Below are 19,508 nucleotides of genomic sequence, written 5' to 3'. Positions count from 1 at the left end.
TGTTGAATACCGCTGCCGTAAGGCATTGCGCGCGACGACGACAGATGTCGCGCGCGATCATTTCTTTGATGCCCCGGAATGTCCCGGAGGGTGACACGTTATCAAGCGATCTGGGCAAGCATAGCGCTCACCTAGAATCAGTCGACAAATTGTTGCCAAGTATCTTTTACAGCAGGTCTTTTATCAACAATTCAGCCACCTGCACAGCGTTAAGGGCCGCGCCTTTGCGTACGTTATCTGACGTCAGCCACAGATTTAGTTCCGCCGGGTCATCGACACCGCTGCGCACGCGACCGACATAGACAACGTCCTGCCCCACCGCGTCACCCACCGCTGTCGGATAATCGCCGGCCTCGACCAGCTCGATACCCGGCGCATCTTCGAGTGCAGCGTTGACTTTTGCCAGGTCGACAGCCGACGTTGACTGCAAGGTCACGCTAAAGCTATCGCCAAAAAACACCGGGGCTTGAACGCAAGTTGCGGAAATCTTTAATAAAGGCTTGGCCAGCACCTGACGCAACTCGCGCACCAGACGTTTTTCCAGCAGCGTGTGGCCCTGCGCGTCAGGCGTGCCGACCTGGGCCAGCAGATTGAAGGCCATCTGCCGATCGAAGAAAGTCGGCTCCAATGGGCGCATGTTCAGCAATTCGGCGGTTTGCCGCGCCAGCTCGGTCACTGCTTCCCGGCCTTGGGCGGAAACGGCCAGATTGGCGGTGACATGCACCGATTGCAGGTCGATCAGATCGAGCAGCGGCGCCAGCACCACGGCCAGCGAAGTGGCCGACGGGCTTGGACTGCTGACCTGGAACGGGGCCTTCAAACCGCCGAGCTTGGCAGCGTTGGCCTCCGGAACGATTTGCGGAGCCTGATCGGCCGGCAAGGCGCCGGACAGGTCGATCAGCGAGCAACCGGCAGCGTGGACACGGGCGGCGTAACTCAGGGTAATCGCCGGGCCGGCGGCGAAGAACACCAGTTTGACCTTGCTGAAATCGAACTCGTCGACTTCGCGAACGCGCACGTTCTTGTTGCGGAACAGCACCGAGCTGCCGGCGGATTCACTGCTCGCCAGCAGGTGCAGGTTGCCGACCGGGAAGTCGCGTTCTTCGAGAATCTGTACGAGGGTTTCGCCGACAGTACCGGTGGCGCCGATCACGGCAATATCTAGGGTCTGGGTCATGGTGCGAGCCTCTGGCGAAACGGGGGGAGCGGCACTTTACCGGGTGACTGGCGCACAGGCAATTTCTGCCGGATTTGCGGCGACTGCCCCGGCCCCTTCGCGAGCAAGCTCGCTCCCACATTTGAAAAGCATTCCCCCTGTGGGAGCGAGCCTGCTCGCGAAGGGGCCAGACCAGGCAACCGAGAAATCCAAAGCATAAAAAAACCCGCACCTCTCACAAGGCACGGGTTCTTTCATTACTTCAAGCAATCAACGCTCAAGCAAAATCCGCAGCATGCGACGCAGCGGTTCGGCCGCGCCCCACAGCAGTTGGTCGCCGACGGTGAAGGCACCGACGAATTGCGAACCCATGTTCAGCTTGCGCAGACGACCCACTGGAACATTCAAAGTGCCGGTGACCTTGGTCGGGCTCAGCTCCTGCATGCTGATTTCGCGCTGGTTCGGCACCAGTTTGACCCAAGGATTGTGCTGGCTGATCAGCCCTTCGATGTCGGCGATCGGCACGTCTTTGTTCAGCTTGATGGTCAGCGCCTGGCTGTGGCAACGCATGGCGCCGATGCGCACGCAAATGCCGTCGACCGGGATCGGGCTCTTGAAGCGACCGAGGATCTTGTTGGTCTCGGCCTGAGCTTTCCACTCTTCGCGGCTCTGGCCGTTCGGCAGTTCCTTGTCGATCCACGGGATCAGGCTGCCGGCCAAAGGTACGCCGAAGTTTTCCGTCGGGTAGGCTTCGCTGCGCATGGCGTCGGCCACGCGACGGTCGATGTCGAGGATCGCGCTTGCCGGGTCGGCCAGTTGATCGGCGACAGCGGCGTGGGTTGCGCCCATTTGCTTGATCAGTTCACGCATGTTCTGCGCGCCGGCACCGGAGGCCGCCTGATAGGTCATGGCGCTCATCCACTCAACCAGACCGGCTTCGAACAGACCGCCCAGGCCCATCAGCATCAGGCTGACGGTGCAGTTGCCGCCGATGTAGTTCTTGGTGCCCGCGTCGAGTTGCTGGTCGATGACCTTGCGGTTGACCGGATCAAGAATGATCACCGCGTCATCGTTCATGCGCAGGCTCGAGGCCGCGTCGATCCAGTAGCCCTGCCAGCCGGCTTCGCGCAGCTTGGGGAACACTTCGCTGGTGTAGTCGCCACCCTGGCAGGTCAGAATCACGTCGAGGGTCTTCAGCTCGTCAATGCTGTAAGCATCCTTGAGCGGAGCAATGTCCTTGCCCACGGACGGGCCTTGGCCACCGACGTTGGAAGTGGTGAAAAACACCGGCTCGATTAGATCGAAATCCTGCTCTTCCAGCATCCGCTGCATGAGCACGGAACCGACCATCCCGCGCCAACCGATCAGACCTACACGTTTCATCGCAACTACACCTTCTTGAAAAGTGGGCCGCTGCTTTGTATTGAATTTCGCAGCGGGCCCGAGAGATTACAGATTCCGCAGCGCGGCGACTACTGCGTCGCCCATTTCCTGCGTACCGACTTTGCTGCAACCGGCCGAATAGATGTCACCGGTGCGCAGGCCTTGATCGAGCACCACGCTGACGGCTTTCTCGATGGCATCGGCCGCGTCATGCAGATTGAAGCTGTAACGCAGCATCATCGACACCGACAGAATGGTCGCCAACGGGTTGGCAATGCCTTTTCCGGCGATGTCCGGAGCGGAACCGTGGCAAGGCTCGTACATGCCCTTGTTGTTGGAATCCAGCGAGGCCGAAGGCAGCATGCCGATGGAACCGGTGAGCATCGACGCTTCGTCGGACAGGATGTCGCCGAACATATTGTCGGTGACGATCACGTCGAACTGCTTCGGTGCGCGCACCAGTTGCATGGCGGCGTTGTCGACGTACATGTGGCTCAGTTCGACTTCCGGGTAATCCTTGGCCACTTGCTCGACCACTTCACGCCACAGTTGGCTGGAGGCCAGCACGTTGGCCTTATCCACCGAGCAGAGTTTCTTGCCGCGAACCATGGCCATGTCGAAACCGACACGGGCGATGCGACGGATTTCGCTCTCACTGTACGGCAGCGTGTCGTAGGACTGACGCTCGCCGTTTTCCAAAGTGCGGGTGCCACGTGGCGCGCCGAAGTAGATACCACCGGTCAGCTCACGAACGATGAGGATGTCCAGGCCAGCGACGATTTCCGGCTTCAGACTCGAAGCGTCAGCCAGTTGCGGATAAAGGATCGCCGGGCGCAGGTTGCCGAACAGGCCCAGTTGCGCACGAATTTTCAGCAAGCCGCGCTCAGGGCGGATGTCACGCTCGATGGTGTCCCATTTCGGGCCGCCAACGGCGCCCAGAAGCACAGCGTCGGCAGCACGAGCGCGGTCGAGGGTTTCGTCGGCCAGCGGCACGCCGTGCTTGTCGATGGCGGCGCCACCGATCACGTCATGGCTCAGCTCGAAGCCCAGGCTGTACTTGTCGTTGGCCAGTTCCAGCACCTTGACCGCTTCGGCCATGATTTCCGGACCAATGCCATCACCTGGGAGAATCAGAATCTGCTTGCTCATGCTTTCCTCGTGTCTTCAGTCGGTGCGCCTTTACCGGCACGCCCGGAAAAATTCTTATCGCTCGGCCATCAATACAATTACATCGGTACTGAACGAGCCATCGGCATCAATCTCAAAATATTCGCGCACTTCATTACCCATCGACTGCTGCAACTGGCGGATCGCCGCGCGCATCACGTCAGGCGTGCGCATACGTTCAACCCAGCTTGTGTACTCCAGACGCAGACGCTGACGCGTGGTACTGCGCACATGCAAACCGGCCTCGCTGACCTGCCGCAGCCACTCAGCGCCTGAATAATCGCGCACGTGGCTGGTGTCGCGCAGCACTTCGACGCTTTGCAGGTAAGTGTCGAACAACGGACTGCCCGGTGACAACACATCCACGAACGCCGCCACACCGCCAGGCTTCAGCACCCGACGCACTTCGCGCAGGGCCACGCCGATATCGCTCCAGTGATGCGCCGAATAACGGCTGAACACGAAGTCGAACTCGCCATCGGCAAACGGCAGACGCTCGGCGGCGCCGTTGACCGTGGCAATGTTGGTGAAACCGCGATCAACGGCCGCGGCGGCGACCACGTCGAGCATTTGCTGTGACAGGTCGTAGGCGACCACTTCCCTGACCAGCGGTGCCACGTGGAAACTGACGTGACCGGCGCCGCAACCCAGATCCAGTACCCGAGCGTTGCCCTGCCCTTTCAGCTCAGCCTGTAGCAGTGCGAATTCGGTACCCTGCGCGTGAACGGCGCTGCTCAGGTAGGCGGCGGCCTGTTCACCGAATTGCTTTTGTACGACCTGGGTGTGCTGGGCGGTGCTGGTCATGGTCACATCCTTCTGGGTTTTAGCCTTGTATTGCCTGGACTACCGCCTTCGCGAGCAAGCTCGCTCCCACACTTGAAATGCATTCCCCTGTGGGAGCGAGCTTGCTCGCGAAGAGGCCAGCCTGAACTGCATCAATTTAAAACTTGCTTATGCGTCGCGAAACAACCACGGCTGGCTAACCCGATGCTTGGCCTCGAACGTCGCAATCGCATCACCGTCCTGCAAGGTCAAACCAATATCGTCCAGACCGTTCAACAGGCAATGCTTGCGAAACGCATCAATCTCAAAGCTGTACACCTTGCCATCCGGGCGAGTCACGGTCTGCGCCTGCAGATCGACCTGCAATTGATAGCCCGGCTCGGCCTCAACTTGCTTGAACAACTCATCAACCTCAGCGTCGCTCAAGATGATCGGCAACAAGCCGTTCTTGAAGCTGTTGTTGAAGAAGATGTCGGCGTAGCTCGGCGCGATGATGCTGCGGAAACCGTATTCTTCCAGGGCCCACGGCGCGTGTTCACGGCTGGAACCGCAACCGAAGTTCTCACGGGCCAGCAACACGCTGGCGCCTTGATAACGCTCGGCGTTGAGGACGAAGTCCTTGTTCAGCGGACGTTTGGAGTTGTCCTGATACGGCTGGCCGACATCGAGGTAGCGCCACTCGTCGAACAGGTTCGGGCCGAAACCGGTGCGCTTGATCGACTTCAAAAACTGTTTCGGAATGATTTGGTCAGTGTCGACGTTGGCACGATCCAGAGGCGCGACAAGACCAGTGTGCTGGGTAAAAGCTTTCATGCTGCGCTCCTTTAAATCAATTCACGAACGTCGATGAACCGACCGTTCACCGCTGCCGCCGCCGCCATGGCCGGGCTGACGAGGTGGGTACGGCCACCGGCGCCCTGACGGCCTTCGAAGTTACGGTTGGAGGTCGAGGCGCAATGCTCGCCGGACTCCAAACGGTCCGGGTTCATCGCCAGGCACATCGAGCAACCCGGCTCACGCCATTCGAAACCGGCTTCGAGGAAAATCTTGTCGAGACCTTCGGCCTCAGCCTGAGCCTTCACCAGACCCGAGCCCGGCACCACGATCGCTTGCTTGATGGTCGAAGCGACTTTACGGCCCTTGGCGATCACCGCCGCAGCACGCAAGTCTTCGATGCGCGAGTTGGTGCAGGAACCGATAAACACGCGATCCAGCTGAATGTCGGTGATCGCCTGATTGGCGGTCAAACCCATGTATTTCAAGGCGCGGACGATCGAGTCGCGCTTGACCAGATCCATCTCTTTGGCTGGATCCGGCACGTTCTGATCAACGGCCAAGACCATTTCCGGGGAAGTGCCCCAGCTCACTTGCGGCTTGATCTGCGCAGCGTCGAGTTCAACCACAGTGTCGAACTTGGCGTCGGCGTCGGAAACCAGGTCTTTCCAGGCTTCCACAGCCATGTCCCATTCCGCGCCTTTCGGTGCGAATGGACGACCCTTCACGTAATCGACAGTCTTCTGATCCGCCGCCACCAAGCCAACGCGAGCGCCAGCTTCGATGGACATGTTGCAGATGGTCATGCGGCCTTCAACGGACAAATCGCGGATCGCGCTGCCAGCGAATTCGATGGCGTGGCCGTTACCGCCGGCGGTGCCGATCTTGCCGATCACCGCGAGGACGATGTCCTTGGCGGTCACGCCGAACGGCAATTGCCCTTCAACGCGCACCAGCATGTTCTTCATTTTCTTGGCGACCAGGCACTGGGTGGCGAGCACGTGCTCGACCTCGGAAGTGCCGATACCGTGAGCCAACGCGCCGAACGCGCCGTGGGTCGAGGTGTGCGAGTCGCCGCAGACCACGGTCATGCCTGGCAAGGTCGCGCCCTGCTCCGGGCTGATCACGTGGACGATGCCCTGGCGGACGTCGTTCATCTTGAACTCGACGATGCCGTATTCATCACAGTTGTCATCGAGGGTCTGAACCTGCAAACGCGAGACCTGATCGGCAATGGCTTCGATGCCGCCCTTGCGCTCTGGAGTCGTCGGTACGTTGTGGTCCGGGGTTGCGATATTGGCATCGATGCGCCAAGGCTTGCGCCCGGCCAGACGCAGGCCTTCGAAGGCTTGCGGCGAGGTCACTTCGTGAATGATGTGACGATCGATATAGATCAGCGCCGAGCCATCGTCGCGCTGCTTGACCAAATGCGAATCCCAGAGCTTGTCGTAGAGCGTTTTGCCGGCCATCAGACGGTTCCTCATCAGCTTGTTTCTATGCCCTGGGCTTATCAATAACCCTTTGGCTTGTGAGGCCGATCCTATGGGGTTAGATTAAATAACTCAAATTCATATTTTTTATGCTTTGGATAACCAAATGGAATACGAACATGGATCTGGCCAACCTTAACGCGTTTATCGCGATAGCCGAGACCGGCAGCTTCTCCGGCGCCGGTGAACGCTTGCACCTGACACAACCGGCAATCAGCAAACGCATCGCCGGTCTAGAACAGCAATTGAAGGTGCGTCTGTTTGATCGACTGGGCCGTGAAGTCGGCCTGACCGAGGCCGGCCGCGCCCTGCTGCCGCGGGCTTATCAGATTCTCAACGTGCTGGATGACACCCGCCGCGCGCTGACCAACCTGACCGGCGAAGTCAGCGGTCGTCTGACCCTCGCCACCAGTCACCACATTGGCCTGCACCGTTTGCCGCCGCTATTAAGGGAATTCACCCGCCGTTACCCACAGGTGGCGCTGGATATTCAGTTCCTCGATTCGGAAGTGGCCTACGAAGAAATTCTCCATGGCCGCGCCGAACTGGCGGTCATCACCCTCGCGCCGGAGCCCCACGCACTGGTCAAAGCCAAGCCGGTGTGGGACGACCCGCTGGATTTCGTGGTCGCCCCGGAGCATTCGCTGATCAGCAATGGCCCGGTCAATCTGGCGGACATCGCCGGTCATCCGGCGGTTTTCCCCGGAGGCAACACCTTTACCCACCATATTGTCCAACGGTTATTCGAGGCTCAGGGCCTGACGCCGAACATCGCCATGAGCACCAACTACCTGGAAACCATCAAGATGATGGTCTCGATTGGTCTGGCCTGGAGCGTTTTGCCGCGCACCATGCTTGATGAGCAGGTGGCGAGCATCGCTTTGCCGGGCATACAGCTCACTCGCCAGCTAGGCTATATCCTGCACACCGAACGGACGCTATCGAATGCGGCAAAAGCCTTTATGGCACTGCTGGACGCACAAATCGATCTGCCAGGGACTTGAGGCCAACTTGTGCTACTCCTATAGAGCCGCCGCCCCTGTGCCAACGCCACCATCAGCTCAAGGCCTGTCCACAATGCCGAAATCTGTTGACCGAATTCCGCCGATGCCGCGTATTCAGGCGATTGACCCGCGTCATTCCGAGCAGAGCTGGGAAAGCGCGCCGCAATTGCTGGCGGCGCTCAACGGCGCGCGGCTCGGCGCCTGGTATTGGGACATCGAGCGCGGGCAGATCAGTTGGTCGCGTGGTACCCAGGCCTTGTTCGGTTTCGATCCACGCCAGCCGCTGCCGGCAGACTTGGAATACCTCGACCTATTGCCGCCGGAAGACCGGGCGAAAACCGTTCGCGCCTTCCACGCGGTAATTGCCGGCGCACCGCTGGAACAAGCGATGCACCACCGCATCCGCTGGCCTGACGGCAGCCTGCACTGGCTGGAAATCAGCGGCAGCCTGCTGCCGGATAAAAACGGCCGCCCCCGAATGATCGGGGTGATTCGTGAAATCACCCACCAGCGTCAACGTGAACAGGCGCTGAGCAGCTCGGAGAAACGTTTCGCGACACTTTTTCACCTGTGCCCGAATATGGTCCTGCTGACCCGCCAGGAAGACGGCCTGATCAGCGAAGCCAACCAGTATTTCGAAAGCCTGTTCGGCTGGCCGGTGCAGAGCGCCATCGGCCGCACCACGCTGGAACTGGGTTTGTGGGTACATCCCGAGCAACGCGCCGAACTGGTCAAGAAGACCAAAGCCAAAGGCGAGCTGATCAGCATGGAAGTGCAGTTTCGTGCCAGCAACGGGCAGATTCACGACGGCATTCTCAGTGCGCAGAAGGTCGAACTCGAAGGCCAGCCATACCTACTCAGCACGTTTCTCGACACCACCGAACGCAAGGCCGCCGAACACGCCTTGAAGGACAGCCAGGAACGCCTCGACCTGGCGCTGGACTCCGCGCAACTCGGCACCTGGGACTGGCACATTCCCAGCGGCATGCTCTACGGCTCGGCCCGCGCCGCGCAATTGCACGGCCTGGAGCCGAAACCGTTCCATGAGTCGTTTGAAGAGTTTTTCGAAGGCGTGCCCGGCGAAGAGCGCGACAGCATGCGCGACGCCTACCGCAGCCTGCGCGAAGGCCCGGCGGGCAACTATCAGCTGACCTATCGCGTGCAACTGCCGGACGGCAGCTCGCGTTATCTGGAAAGCCGCGCCCGCCTCTACCGCGACGACAACGGCGCGCCACTGCGCATGGCCGGCACGTTGCTCGACATCACCGATCAGGTCGAGCGCGAACAGCGGCTGGTGGCCTCGGAAGAGAAATTCGCCACGCTGTTCCAGGTCAGCCCGGACCCGATCTGCGTCACCCGCCAGGACAGTGGCGAGTTCATCGAAATCAATAACAGCTTTACCCAGACCTTCGGCTGGAGCGCCACCGACGTGATTGGCCACACCGCCGAAGAAATCGGCCTGTGGGACGCCTCGGCGAAAAGCCTGCAACGCATCGAGCGGGTGATCCGCGAACAGGGTTTGAGCAACGTCGCGATCATCGTGCAACACAAGGACGGCCAGTCGCTGACCTGTGTGATTTCCAGCCGGCAGATCAGCGTCGGCGATCAGCCCTGCATCGTCACCACCCTGCGCGACATTACCCAGCAGCAGCGCTCGGAAGCAGCGCTGAAAGCCAGTGAAGAGAAATTCGCCAAGGCGTTCCACTCCAGCCCGGACGCAATCACCATCACCGAACGCGACACCGGGCGTTATCTGGAGGTCAACGACGGTTTCTGCCGGCTCACCGGCTATCGCGCCGAAGAAGTGGTGGGCAAAACGGTGTATCAGGTGGGTATCTGGGCCGAAGAAAAGCAGCGCTCGGCGTTACTCGCCGAGTTGCAGATCAAGGGCCGCGTGCACCATCAGGAAATGCTCGGGCGTAACAAACGCGGGGAGATGCTGACGGTGGAGGTTTCGGTCGAGCCGATCACGCTAAATGAAACCGCGTGCCTGCTGCTGACCGCGCGGGACGTCAGCCTGCTGAAAAACGCTGAAGCGCAAATCCGTCATCTGGCTTATCACGACCCGCTGACCAACCTGCCCAACCGCGCCTTGCTGATGGATCGTCTGAGCCAGCAGATCGCCCTGCTCAAGCGCCACAACCTGCGCGGTGCCTTGCTGTTTCTCGACCTCGATCACTTCAAGCACATCAACGATTCGCTCGGCCACCCGGTCGGCGACACGGTGCTGAAGATCATCACTGCGCGGCTCGAAGCCAGTGTGCGCATGGAAGACACGGTCGCACGCCTCGGCGGCGACGAATTTGTCGTGCTGCTCAGCGGTCTCGAAGGCTCGCGCAATGAAGTCAGCACACAAGTGCGCAATCTGGCCGACACCCTGCGCGAATTGCTCTCGGAGCCGATGTTCCTCGACGGCCAGCGTCTGCAAGTGACCCCAAGCATCGGCGTGGCGCTGATCCCCGATCACGGCTCGACGCCGACCGACCTGCTCAAACGCGCCGACATTGCTCTGTACCGGGCCAAGGACTCCGGGCGCAACACCACGCAGATGTATCACAACACCATGCAGAAAGCCGCCAGCGAACGGCTGCGCATGGAGACCGACCTGCGTCTGGCGCTGTCGCGCGGGGAATTCAATGTGCACTTTCAGCCGCAGGTCGATGCCCGCGACAACCGCATCATCGGCGCCGAAGCGCTGGTGCGCTGGAATCACCCGGAGCTGGGTGCGCAATCACCCACCGAGTTCATCAAGGTGCTGGAAGACAGCGGCCTGATTCTCGAAGTCGGCACCTGGATCCTCGACGAAGCCTGCAATGCGTTCAAACAACTGATTGCGCTGAAACGGGTCGACCCGCTGAATTTCAGCCTGTGCGTGAACATCAGTCCACGGCAGTTCCGCCAGAACGACTTCGTCGAGCGCATCGAACACAGCATGACCAGCCACGGTCTGCCCTGCTCGCTGCTGAAACTGGAAATCACCGAAGGCATCGTTATCCAGAATTTGGAAGACACCATCAGCAAAATGCGTCGCCTGAAAAAGCTTGGCGTGAGCTTCGCCATGGATGACTTCGGCACCGGTTATTCGTCGCTGACTTACCTCAAGCGTCTGCCAGTGGACACGCTAAAAATCGATCAATCGTTTATCCGCGATGCGACGACCGATCCGAACGATGCCGAGATCATTCGCGCGATTGTCGCCATGGCGCGCAGTCTGGAGCTGGAGGTGATTGCCGAAGGTGTGGAGACCCCTGAACAACTGGCGTTCCTGCAGGGTTTGGGCTGCCATTTGTATCAGGGTTATCTGCACAGTCGACCGGTTGCGCTGGAGGATCTGAAAAAGCTCCTGCCATAACCGGTGCACGTTGCAACAGACGCGCAATTGCCACGATTTGCGGCAACCTGTAGGGTCGCGTTTTTTGCGCCGTTTCGAGATCTGTCATGCAGGATGCATCCCTCTCCCGCCCGGCTTTGCTGGGCATCGACCTTGGCACCACCAACAGTCTGATCGCCGTCTGGCAGGACGGTCAGGCCCGCCTGATTCCCAACGCTCTGGGCGATGTGCTGACGCCCTCGGTGGTCAGCCTCGATGAAGACGACACGATTCTGGTCGGCAAAGCCGCCCGCGCCCGCCTGACCACGCACCCGGAACGAACCGCGGCAGCATTCAAGCGTTTCATGGGCAGCGATAAACAAATCCAGCTCGGCACACGTCAGTTCAGCTCGGAAGAATTGTCGGCGCTGGTGCTCGGCTCACTCAAGCAGGACGCCGAAGCCTTTCTCGGCCACCCGGTGTCGGAAGCGGTGATTTCCGTTCCGGCGTATTTCAGCGACGAACAACGCAAACGCACGCTGTTTGCCGCTGAACTGGCCGGGCTCTCGGTGACGCGTCTGATCAACGAACCGACCGCCGCCGCCATGGCTTACGGGCTGCATGAGCAGAAGTTCGAACGCACGCTGATCTTCGATCTTGGCGGCGGTACGTTCGACGTCACGGTGCTGGAATACGCTTTGCCGCTGATCGAAGTGCACGCCTCCACCGGCGACAACTTTCTCGGCGGCGAAGACTTCACTGCCGCCCTGTTGCAGGCCTGCCTGAAACACTGGCAACTGACCCCGGCCATGGTCGACGCGCAAAGCATGGCCAGCCTCGGTGATGCGCTTGAGCAGCTCAAATGCAAACTCGGTGAAGGCACTCAACACCTGAGCTGGCGCCACGCCGACAAAACCTTCGAATGGTCACTGGACGAAGCGGCTGCGGTAAAAATCTGGGAGCCGCTGCTGGCGCGTTTGCGCGCGCCGATCGAACAGGCCTTGCGCGATGCTCGCCTCAAACCTCGCGACCTCGACAGCCTGGTGCTGGTCGGCGGCGCCACGCGCATGCCGGCGGTGCAGCAAATGGTCGCCACGCTGTTCGGGCGCCTGCCTTACCGGCACCTTGATCCGGACACGATTGTTGCGCTGGGGGCGGCGACGCAAGCGGCGTGCAAGGCGCGTGACGGGGCGGTTGAAGAGTTGATTCTGACGGATGTCTGCCCGTATACGCTGGGGATTGCGACCATGCGTGGCGAAGACATCAAAGGTGCCTTCTCGCCCATCATCGAACGTAACACCATCATTCCGACGTCAAGGGTGGAGCGCTATTACACCACCCAGCCTAAGCAATCGCTGCTGCGCATCGCCGTCTATCAGGGTGAGCGGCCGTGGGTTTGCGACAACATTCTGATTGATGCTTTCGATGTCACGTTGACGCCTACTCAACACATCCAGGAACTGGACGTGCGCTTCAGTTATGACATCAACGGTCTGCTCGAAGTTGATGTCACCCTGCTCGAAACCGGCGAGCGTCACAGTCACAGCATCGACCGCAGCCCCACGGGTCTGGACGAGCAAGCACGCCGAGACAGCCACAACCGGCTGTCGACCCTGAAAGTCCATCCACGCGATGCGCTGCCCAACCGCACGTTGCTCGCCCGTCTGGAGCGAGCATGGATGCAAAGCCTCGGCACGCAACGCGAGCACATTGCCGAATGGCTGCACAACTTCACCACCGTGCTCAGCGGCCAGCAACCCTCGGAAATTGCCAGCCATCGCTCAGAGCTGAACAAGGCGCTGGATCAACTGCGCCTCTAACCGTTGAGCCGCCGCAAGGCAGCCTGCAAGCCGCCGGACAGCATTTCGGAATCGTCGCTGTCCGACGGCACACCATAGCGGTTGGGCAACTTGTCACCGGCAAGCCCGAATAACACCAACGGCAGGAATGGCAAAAACGGCGTCAGCGCCATGAAGATCAGCAACGTCGGAATGCCTCGGCCTATGTCATGCAAACGGCGCAGAATAGCGCCGAACACCAGCAGCACGGCCAATAGCAGGATAAGAATGCCTGCACCCGTAGTGCCACTGATCAGCCCTGCAACCGGTGCAATCACCACACACCCCAAGACCTGAGCGATAAAAGCCTTGCGCCCCAACCGCGATCCCAAACGCCAGATCGCTCTCGCCGGTACCGGCTGCACATCGCTTTTCGCCAGCAGTAATCGTTCCGACCAGGACAATATCGCGCAAAGGGCCAGGCGCAACCCGACACTGTTCTGCACATCGTCCTTGCCCTGTTGCAGTTGGCGCAGGACGCGCGTTTTCGGCACCCCGGCAGCGCCATAGCGAATCAAGCCCTTGAGCGCATCCAGCGCTTCATACGCCAGCAGTTTGTCGACACCAAAATCGGTCAGCACTTTGCGCGGCGGCCACACCGGTTCGCCTTTGATCAAACCGTCGCGGAAGCCTTCGAACCAATCATCTTCACAACTGATCGCAGCGATCGATTGCAACAATGCGCGATGCTGCTCGGCACTCAGGCTCGGGTCGTGATAGAGCACGCCCCAGAACATCATCAAACCCAGCAAATCGTCGCCACAGGCAGCACGATCGCTTTCAAGGCAGGTGTAAAGCAGGGTATTGGCCGGTAACCGCGTGCTGTCGAGTGCCTGCTGTACGCTGAACAATTGCTGCACCAACAAGCCGTGTACCGGATCACTGCCCTGCAGCCATCCGAGCAAACCGGCGCAATGGCCTTGCTCACGCTGCAAGCGCCGCAACAAGGGTTGCAGGCGACTCAAGGGATGGGCCGGATTGAAAGACAGGCGCTCCACACACTGCACATCAATCATTTGCAGCCAGCGTTCGGGCTGGTCCAGCAATGCCAACAAAAACAGGGTCTGAGCGTGCCATTCCCAAGTGGCCTCACCCAGCCCGACCGGTGGCAACTGAATCCCGCGACGGCTCAGCTGCAGAATCAAATCGAGTTCGGACAAGTCGCAATCATCTTTGACCGCGGCCAGCTTGAACGCGTCTGCCAGTCTTTCCAGCGCAGCGTCGCTGTAAGGCCGCAAGCGACGCAACCACAGACGACAGACCTTGTGCGGCTCGCCTTGCGTCAGTACCTGCGGCAAGGGCCGCGCACTTGAATCCGCGTCACTGAAAGCGCCCATGGCCAGTGCAATCGGTGCCCTGCGCAACCAGCGCAGGTGTTGCTCAGCCTGATATTTGAATCCGCTCATCACCAGGCTTTCGAGGGCATCGATCGGCAGCGGTGCATCCACAATCTGCTGCAGCAAAGCCGAATCACCCCGATGCAGCGCCCAGGCATGCCGGTACAGGTGCAGCAATCGGCTGTCGGCATTTTCGCCCAGCAATTGCGCGAGCAATGGCAACTCATCACCGCTCATGCGCCAATCGACAAAGCTTTGCGCAAGACCCTCAAGCTTCAGCCTGCCGACACCCAGCCAACGGTTCAGCGTCTCGGGGTGTTGTGACGGGCTGCCAAACACCTGGCAGTCATCGGCAAGATCCTCTGACCAGTCAGAGATGCCCTGCAAGCGATCGAATGCCTGAATCAGCAGGGGCAGGAAAGTCGGCTGGCGCTTGGCACACAGCTCCAGCAGACGACTTTCCGCCATCGGATGGCGATGCTCGTTCCACAGCCGGATCCAGCACGGCAATGCCTGATCGTCCCGCCCCAGCAGACTGTTCTGGCACGCCAACAGGTAAAGCCAGTCGACATCATCCGGTGCGGCAAGCTGCTGTTCGATACAGCACTGCAAAAACGTCGGCCCGCCAATACCTGCCTGAGTGAACTGCACCAACAGACGCTTGAGAAACGCGGCATCATCCGGCAACGGCAGGCAGGTGTGCTGACTGGCGAAGTCGGCGAACTCAGGCAGTGGACGCTGGTTGAAGATGAAGTCGAGGCTGCGGGCGTACCACAGTGATTCGGTCTGCGCAGCCTCTGACCATGTGCTCATCAGATCCGTATCGAACGGGTCCGGCGTTTCGATTCGCTGGAGAAAGGATTCCACCCGATGTGCTTCGTCGAAACCCAGATCCAGCAACTGTTGATCCCAGGCCATACGTTTGGCCAACAGATTCGCGCAACGGTACGACAACGGACCGGCGTCGGCCATCCGGTGGTACAGGCCCCAGCTGACTTCATCGAGCACGTCCAGCGACAGCTCATCCAGCCCTCGGACAAAGACCTGCCACGCGGCAAAATTGAACCGACGCGCGGGATCATCCAGCAGCTCGCAGAACTCCCCGAATACCGGAGGGACCTCAACCACAGGCTGCTCAGAGGCTTGGGACTGGTACTCGTCATCAGGCCCTTCTTCCTCTTCCTCACGCGCCAGACGCAGGGCGTTTTCGTAGGCCATGCGCAGCGCCTGGAAGCCTTGCGGGTCGGTCTCCGGGTGGTGCGCTGGCAGACGTGCGCGGTAGGCGTTGCGAATCAGGTTTTCGTCGGTGGTAGGCTCGATGCCCAAGTGAATCCAGCAACTCATGACCAGTCGAACTCCTTGAGCGATGCCGGACGTGGCGGCAGGTCAATTTCCATGTGCCACGGCAAATCAGCCAGAAACTGAGGGATGTTCGCCGCAAGGCCACGGGCAATCCGCACGTTAAGGGCGCTGGCGCCTTGTCGATCGAGTTCGCGCGCCAGCTCATCGTCGCTGGCGCTCAGGCACGACCAAAAGGTCCGGCCCACGACAAAACCGTCGAAGTAAGCCATCCAGCTACCGTAGTGAAATTGCGCTCTGAGGGCTAAACGACTGTGCAGCCAGTTGCTTTCGTCCAGGGCGACCCACTGATTGCGCACCGCACAGCGCAAGAGAAAACCCATGCGGCCATAGTCCCAGGACAAAATCCCGCCCGGCCCGCAACTGCCGAACGTGCGACTGGCAAACTCATGCAGGATGCGTTCGCGGGGACTCAGGTCGTCGAGCAGAGCCTGCCATTCACTTGGCAGACAGCGCTGCCACGCCAAGTAGGCCGCGCTGAGGTGCTTGGCATGGCCGTCGTCGGTCATCCGTTCGAGCATGTCGAACAGTTGCCCACGGTCGTCGATACCCCAACTGTCTTTCAGGTCGATGTAGCGATCGTCGCAGAACGCGGGGTCATCGTAGCTGGCGCCGGTATTGATCGCCGCCATAGGCGCAGACAGGGCGCACAGCCAGCGCTGTTGAATCTCGTCCATGAAAAAGGGCTCCAGGCCGACCGGTGAGGAATGGGGGGTCGGCAAAACTGCGGCGGATTGTAGAGAAACCACCGCCAGCGGCAAAGTCGCACAGCGCTTTTCTTGCGCGCACAAAAAAGGCCCCGACGTATCGGGGCCTTCATTCAGCGGCTCATCGCCGGTTCAGGCGATTGTGTTGCGGCACATGACTCAGTGCTGCAACGCCGGCTTCTGCGTCCCGTTGATCGGGATGCGTTTGGCTTTCGCTTCTTCCGGGATCACGCGCAACAGGTCGATGCTCAGCAGACCGTTTTTCAGATCCGCAGCCTTGATTTCGATGTGATCGGCCAGACGGAAGGACAACTTGAAAGCACGTTGGGCGATGCCCTGATGCAGGAAGGTCACGCCTTCGTTGGCATCACGCTTGCCGCCACTGATGGTCAGCACGCCTTTCTCGACTTGCAGCTCCAGGTCTTCTTCCTGGAAACCGGCTGCCGCGACGACGATGCGGTATTGGTCGTCACCGTGTTTTTCCACGTTGTAAGGTGGATAGGTGCTACCTGGCTCGTTGCGCAGGGCGGTTTCGAACAGGTCGTTGAAACGATCGAAACCTACCGAGGAACGGAACAGTGGCGCGAGGGAAAATGCAGTACTCATGGTTCAAATCTCCTGAAAACAAATCAGCAAGTTTTTTTGTCTCCGCGACCCGAATTCGGCATCGCGTAACCCTTAGATAGGGACCGCTGAAATGATTTCAAGAGACTATTTGCAGATTTTTTTCAGGCCGCTTCGGCGACCGGCAGACCGAGCAAACGCGAGACGTGATCCGGCTCCGTCTCACGGCGCAGGACGGTAAACAGCTCGGTTGCCTCGGGATAATTGCGCGTCAGCATCGCCAGCCATTGCTTCAAACGGCCCGGCGATTGGCGTGCGGTCATCTGCGCTTTGGCTTGCAGCCAGAAGTCCTGGATCAGCGGCATCAGCTCGGCCCAGGTCATCTCGACGACTTCTTCGCCAGCGCGAGCGGCGGCGATCTGCTTGGCCAGATCCGGGCGCGACACCAGACCGCGACCGAGCATGATGTCTTCCACGCCACTGATCTCGCGGCAACGCCGCCAGTCTTCGACGCTCCAGATATCACCGTTGGCGAACACCGGGACTTTGACCACGTCCTGCACGCGTGGAATCCACTCCCAGTGTGCGGGCGGTTTGTAGCCGTCCATTTTCGTACGGGCGTGAACCACGATGTGCTCGGCGCCGCCTTCGGCCAACGCCGTGGCGCAGACCAGTGAACCGTCGGGGCTGTCGAAGCCCAGACGCATCTTTGCGGTCACGGGAATATGCGCGGGCACGGCGCGACGCACGTGCTCGACGATCTGGTTAAGCAGTTCCGGTTCTTTGAGCAGGACGGCACCGCCACGGGATTTATTGACGGTCTTGGCCGGGCAGCCGAAGTTGAGGTCGATCACTTCGGAGCCGAGTTCGCAGGCCAGTGCAGCGTTTTCCGCGAGACACACCGGGTCGGAACCTAGCAATTGCACGCGCAACGGCACACCTGACGCGGTGCGGGCACCGTTGAGCAGCTCAGGGCCGAACTTGTGGAAGTAGGCCGGTGTGAGCAACTGATCGTTGACCCGAATGAATTCGGTCACGCACCAGTCGATGCCGCCAACGCGGGTCAGCACGTCGCGGAGGATGTCGTCGACCAACCCCTCCATGGGCGCCAGAGCAATTTGCATGGGAAAACACTACTTGAAGAAAAACGTGCGGCAGTTTACTGGATATCGCAAGAAATCGCAGAAACCTTGTGGGAGCGAGCCTGCTCGCGAAGGCGGGGGGTCAGCCATGCATATATCAACTGACATACTGCATTCGCGAGCAGGCTCGCTCCCACATTTAGATTTGGGCGGTATCCGGGATCTGGATAGCCGGGCCATAGCCTTCGATAAATTCCGCCGGCATACGCTTCGGTTTACCCGTGGACAGCTCAATGCAGACAAACGTGGTTTGCGCACGCAACAGCGTGGTGTTGTCGCTCGGGCGCTTGAGCTGGAAATGCCGGGTCATTTTCAGGCGCTGATCCCAATCGACAATCCAGGTCGCCAATTGCAGTTCGTCGCCTTCATAGGCCGCAGCGAGATAATCGATTTCGTGGCGCACTACCGCCATCGCCCGATCCAGCCGCCGATATTCGACCAGATCCAGCCCCAGACGCTGCGAGTGGCGCCAGGCGCAGCGTTCAAGCCAGGTCACGTACACCGCGTTGTTCGCGTGGCCCAACCCGTCGATATCCTCGGCGCCTACTTGCAGATCAATGGTAAACGGCGTTGCCCGATCCCAGCCCATGCCCCACTCCCGGTCAATGATTCAACCCGGGCAGTGTAACGGAGCTCAGGCCGATTGGCGCGCCTGTAGGCTGCGGCCGGCCAGCAGTGATAACACGCCATCAACCACCCGAGGGTCGGCCAGCACGCGCTGGTGACCGCCACCTTCAAGGCGCAACAGGCGGCTGTCGAACCAGGATTCGTGGATCAGTTGCGATTCCTTGACCGAGACGAAGTTGTCATCCTCGGCATGCACGATCAGGCCGGGCATATCCAGTTGATAGTGGGCAACGTCGAGAGTCGCGGCGCGCATGCCGACATCTTGTTCGACTTGGCGGATGAAGGCGGAACGGGCCCGGGGCGGCATACCAACGTAGCGGGCAAACCCGCGCAGTACGCCAAGAATGCGCGCAGGCGCGGCGATGCTGACGAGGGTTTCGGTGCGCAGGCCCAATTGCACGGCGAGCATGGCGCTGGCGCCGCCCATGGAGTGGCCGATGACCGCTTGCAATGGCGGCAGCTCGGCAGCGGCTTCGAGCATCGCCCGGGCGAACAACACCACGTTGGCTTCACGCCCCGGCGAACGCCCGTGGGCCGGACCATCGAGCGCGACGACGGTATAACCGGCGTCTACCAGCGCGGTGATCAGCGCGGCGAACTGGGTTGGCCGCCCTTCCCAACCGTGCATCAGCAGCACAGTTGGACCTTGGCCCCAGCGCAGCGCCGAGAGACCGAAGCGCAAGGTAATGCGTTCGGAACTGGCCAGCAGCGGCAGCTCCCAATCACGAAGAGGCAGCGAACGTGGCGTCATGAACGCCAGACGCATTTTGCTCGCAACCCGTTTCGGTGCAATCCAGCCCAAGGTGCCATTAACGCCACGAATCCACTTCAACGTGTTCATCGCTCTCTCCTCAGGCGTGTTGCCTT

General features: G+C 60.2%; 15 protein-coding genes. 3 read left to right on the top strand and 12 right to left on the bottom strand.

Features of this window, described 5'->3' with window-relative positions; all coding sequences use genetic code 11:
- Positions 1 to 166: 166 nt before the first annotated feature.
- The 6 genes from F8N44_RS16225 to leuC all read right to left on the bottom strand — a co-directional run bounded on the left by F8N44_RS16225 (position 167) and on the right by leuC (position 6,732).
- Positions 167 to 1,177 (bottom strand): aspartate-semialdehyde dehydrogenase, encoded by a 1,011-nt coding sequence (locus F8N44_RS16225; protein WP_150651009.1) that lies wholly within the window; start codon positions 1,175 to 1,177, stop codon positions 167 to 169.
- 249 nt (positions 1,178 to 1,426) lie between these two features.
- Positions 1,427 to 2,539, bottom strand: a complete 1,113-nt coding sequence (gene asd / locus F8N44_RS16220; protein WP_007913448.1) for an aspartate-semialdehyde dehydrogenase — start codon at positions 2,537 to 2,539, stop codon at positions 1,427 to 1,429.
- A 66-nt stretch (positions 2,540 to 2,605) separates the two neighbouring features.
- Entirely contained in the window at positions 2,606 to 3,688 is a 1,083-nt protein-coding gene (gene leuB, locus F8N44_RS16215) for a 3-isopropylmalate dehydrogenase (protein ID WP_038363640.1), read from the bottom strand.
- A 54-nt stretch (positions 3,689 to 3,742) separates the two neighbouring features.
- On the bottom strand, positions 3,743 to 4,510 hold the full coding sequence (locus F8N44_RS16210) for a class I SAM-dependent methyltransferase (protein ID WP_150651008.1): 768 nt from the start codon (positions 4,508 to 4,510) through the stop codon (positions 3,743 to 3,745).
- A 147-nt stretch (positions 4,511 to 4,657) separates the two neighbouring features.
- Positions 4,658 to 5,302 (bottom strand): 3-isopropylmalate dehydratase small subunit, encoded by a 645-nt coding sequence (gene leuD, locus F8N44_RS16205; RefSeq protein ID WP_007913445.1) that lies wholly within the window; start codon positions 5,300 to 5,302, stop codon positions 4,658 to 4,660.
- Positions 5,303 to 5,313: 11 nt separating this feature from the next.
- The gene (leuC, locus tag F8N44_RS16200) at positions 5,314 to 6,732 is read right to left on the bottom strand and encodes a 3-isopropylmalate dehydratase large subunit (protein WP_016984527.1); all 1,419 of its coding nucleotides are present in this window, start codon (positions 6,730 to 6,732) and stop codon (positions 5,314 to 5,316) included.
- A gap of 140 nt (positions 6,733 to 6,872) precedes the next feature.
- On the opposite strand from leuC, the gene F8N44_RS16195 reads away from it, so the two are divergent.
- The 3 genes from F8N44_RS16195 to F8N44_RS16185 all read left to right on the top strand — a co-directional run bounded on the left by F8N44_RS16195 (position 6,873) and on the right by F8N44_RS16185 (position 12,887).
- Entirely contained in the window at positions 6,873 to 7,757 is an 885-nt protein-coding gene (locus tag F8N44_RS16195) for a LysR family transcriptional regulator (protein WP_150651007.1), read from the top strand.
- Positions 7,758 to 7,830: 73 nt separating this feature from the next.
- Entirely contained in the window at positions 7,831 to 11,109 is a 3,279-nt protein-coding gene (locus F8N44_RS16190) for a PAS domain S-box protein (protein WP_150651006.1), read from the top strand.
- Positions 11,110 to 11,195: 86 nt separating this feature from the next.
- Positions 11,196 to 12,887 (top strand): molecular chaperone HscC, encoded by a 1,692-nt coding sequence (locus F8N44_RS16185; protein WP_150651005.1) that lies wholly within the window; start codon positions 11,196 to 11,198, stop codon positions 12,885 to 12,887.
- On the opposite strand, the gene F8N44_RS16180 is transcribed toward F8N44_RS16185, so the two are convergent.
- The 6 genes from F8N44_RS16180 to F8N44_RS16155 all read right to left on the bottom strand — a co-directional run bounded on the left by F8N44_RS16180 (position 12,884) and on the right by F8N44_RS16155 (position 19,482).
- Positions 12,884 to 15,586, bottom strand: a complete 2,703-nt coding sequence (locus F8N44_RS16180) for a DUF805 domain-containing protein (protein WP_150651004.1) — start codon at positions 15,584 to 15,586, stop codon at positions 12,884 to 12,886. The two genes, F8N44_RS16185 and F8N44_RS16180, sit on opposite strands and share 4 nt — an antisense overlap.
- Positions 15,583 to 16,278, bottom strand: coding sequence for a DUF1266 domain-containing protein (locus F8N44_RS16175; protein WP_150651003.1), 696 nt, complete (start codon positions 16,276 to 16,278; stop codon positions 15,583 to 15,585). Before F8N44_RS16175 ends, F8N44_RS16180 begins: the two co-directional genes overlap by 4 nt.
- 189 nt (positions 16,279 to 16,467) lie before the next feature.
- Positions 16,468 to 16,914: an Hsp20 family protein gene (locus tag F8N44_RS16170; RefSeq protein ID WP_122609043.1), complete on the bottom strand. Its 447-nt coding sequence runs from the start codon at positions 16,912 to 16,914 to the stop codon at positions 16,468 to 16,470.
- A 122-nt stretch (positions 16,915 to 17,036) separates the two neighbouring features.
- A complete protein-coding gene (locus F8N44_RS16165; protein ID WP_116031011.1) occupies positions 17,037 to 17,996 on the bottom strand; it encodes a tRNA dihydrouridine synthase in 960 nt (319 codons plus the stop codon).
- Between the two features lie 157 nt (positions 17,997 to 18,153).
- Positions 18,154 to 18,603, bottom strand: coding sequence for an acyl-CoA thioesterase (locus F8N44_RS16160; RefSeq protein WP_150651002.1), 450 nt, complete (start codon positions 18,601 to 18,603; stop codon positions 18,154 to 18,156).
- A gap of 45 nt (positions 18,604 to 18,648) precedes the next feature.
- Entirely contained in the window at positions 18,649 to 19,482 is an 834-nt protein-coding gene (locus F8N44_RS16155) for an alpha/beta fold hydrolase (RefSeq protein WP_150651001.1), read from the bottom strand.
- Positions 19,483 to 19,508 lie beyond the last annotated feature (26 nt).

This window comes from Pseudomonas fluorescens (assembly GCF_902497745.1).
Lineage (GTDB): Bacteria > Pseudomonadota > Gammaproteobacteria > Pseudomonadales > Pseudomonadaceae > Aquipseudomonas > Aquipseudomonas fluorescens_BM.
The sequence above is the reverse complement of the archived record's forward strand: the minus strand, read 5'-3'. Positions and strand labels throughout refer to the sequence as shown.

Coding starts and splice junctions, on each gene's coding strand:
- F8N44_RS16225 (WP_150651009.1), bottom strand. CDS start 1,177: ATGACCCAGACCCTAGATATTGCCGTGATCGGCGCCACCGGTACTGTC.
- asd (WP_007913448.1), bottom strand. CDS start 2,539: ATGAAACGTGTAGGTCTGATCGGTTGGCGCGGGATGGTCGGTTCCGTG.
- leuB (WP_038363640.1), bottom strand. CDS start 3,688: ATGAGCAAGCAGATTCTGATTCTCCCAGGTGATGGCATTGGTCCGGAA.
- F8N44_RS16210 (WP_150651008.1), bottom strand. CDS start 4,510: ATGACCAGCACCGCCCAGCACACCCAGGTCGTACAAAAGCAATTCGGT.
- leuD (WP_007913445.1), bottom strand. CDS start 5,302: ATGAAAGCTTTTACCCAGCACACTGGTCTTGTCGCGCCTCTGGATCGT.
- leuC (WP_016984527.1), bottom strand. CDS start 6,732: ATGGCCGGCAAAACGCTCTACGACAAGCTCTGGGATTCGCATTTGGTC.
- F8N44_RS16195 (WP_150651007.1), top strand. CDS start 6,873: ATGGATCTGGCCAACCTTAACGCGTTTATCGCGATAGCCGAGACCGGC.
- F8N44_RS16190 (WP_150651006.1), top strand. CDS start 7,831: ATGCCGAAATCTGTTGACCGAATTCCGCCGATGCCGCGTATTCAGGCG.
- F8N44_RS16185 (WP_150651005.1), top strand. CDS start 11,196: ATGCAGGATGCATCCCTCTCCCGCCCGGCTTTGCTGGGCATCGACCTT.
- F8N44_RS16180 (WP_150651004.1), bottom strand. CDS start 15,586: ATGAGTTGCTGGATTCACTTGGGCATCGAGCCTACCACCGACGAAAAC.
- F8N44_RS16175 (WP_150651003.1), bottom strand. CDS start 16,278: ATGGACGAGATTCAACAGCGCTGGCTGTGCGCCCTGTCTGCGCCTATG.
- F8N44_RS16170 (WP_122609043.1), bottom strand. CDS start 16,914: ATGAGTACTGCATTTTCCCTCGCGCCACTGTTCCGTTCCTCGGTAGGT.
- F8N44_RS16165 (WP_116031011.1), bottom strand. CDS start 17,996: ATGCAAATTGCTCTGGCGCCCATGGAGGGGTTGGTCGACGACATCCTC.
- F8N44_RS16160 (WP_150651002.1), bottom strand. CDS start 18,603: ATGGGCTGGGATCGGGCAACGCCGTTTACCATTGATCTGCAAGTAGGC.
- F8N44_RS16155 (WP_150651001.1), bottom strand. CDS start 19,482: ATGAACACGTTGAAGTGGATTCGTGGCGTTAATGGCACCTTGGGCTGG.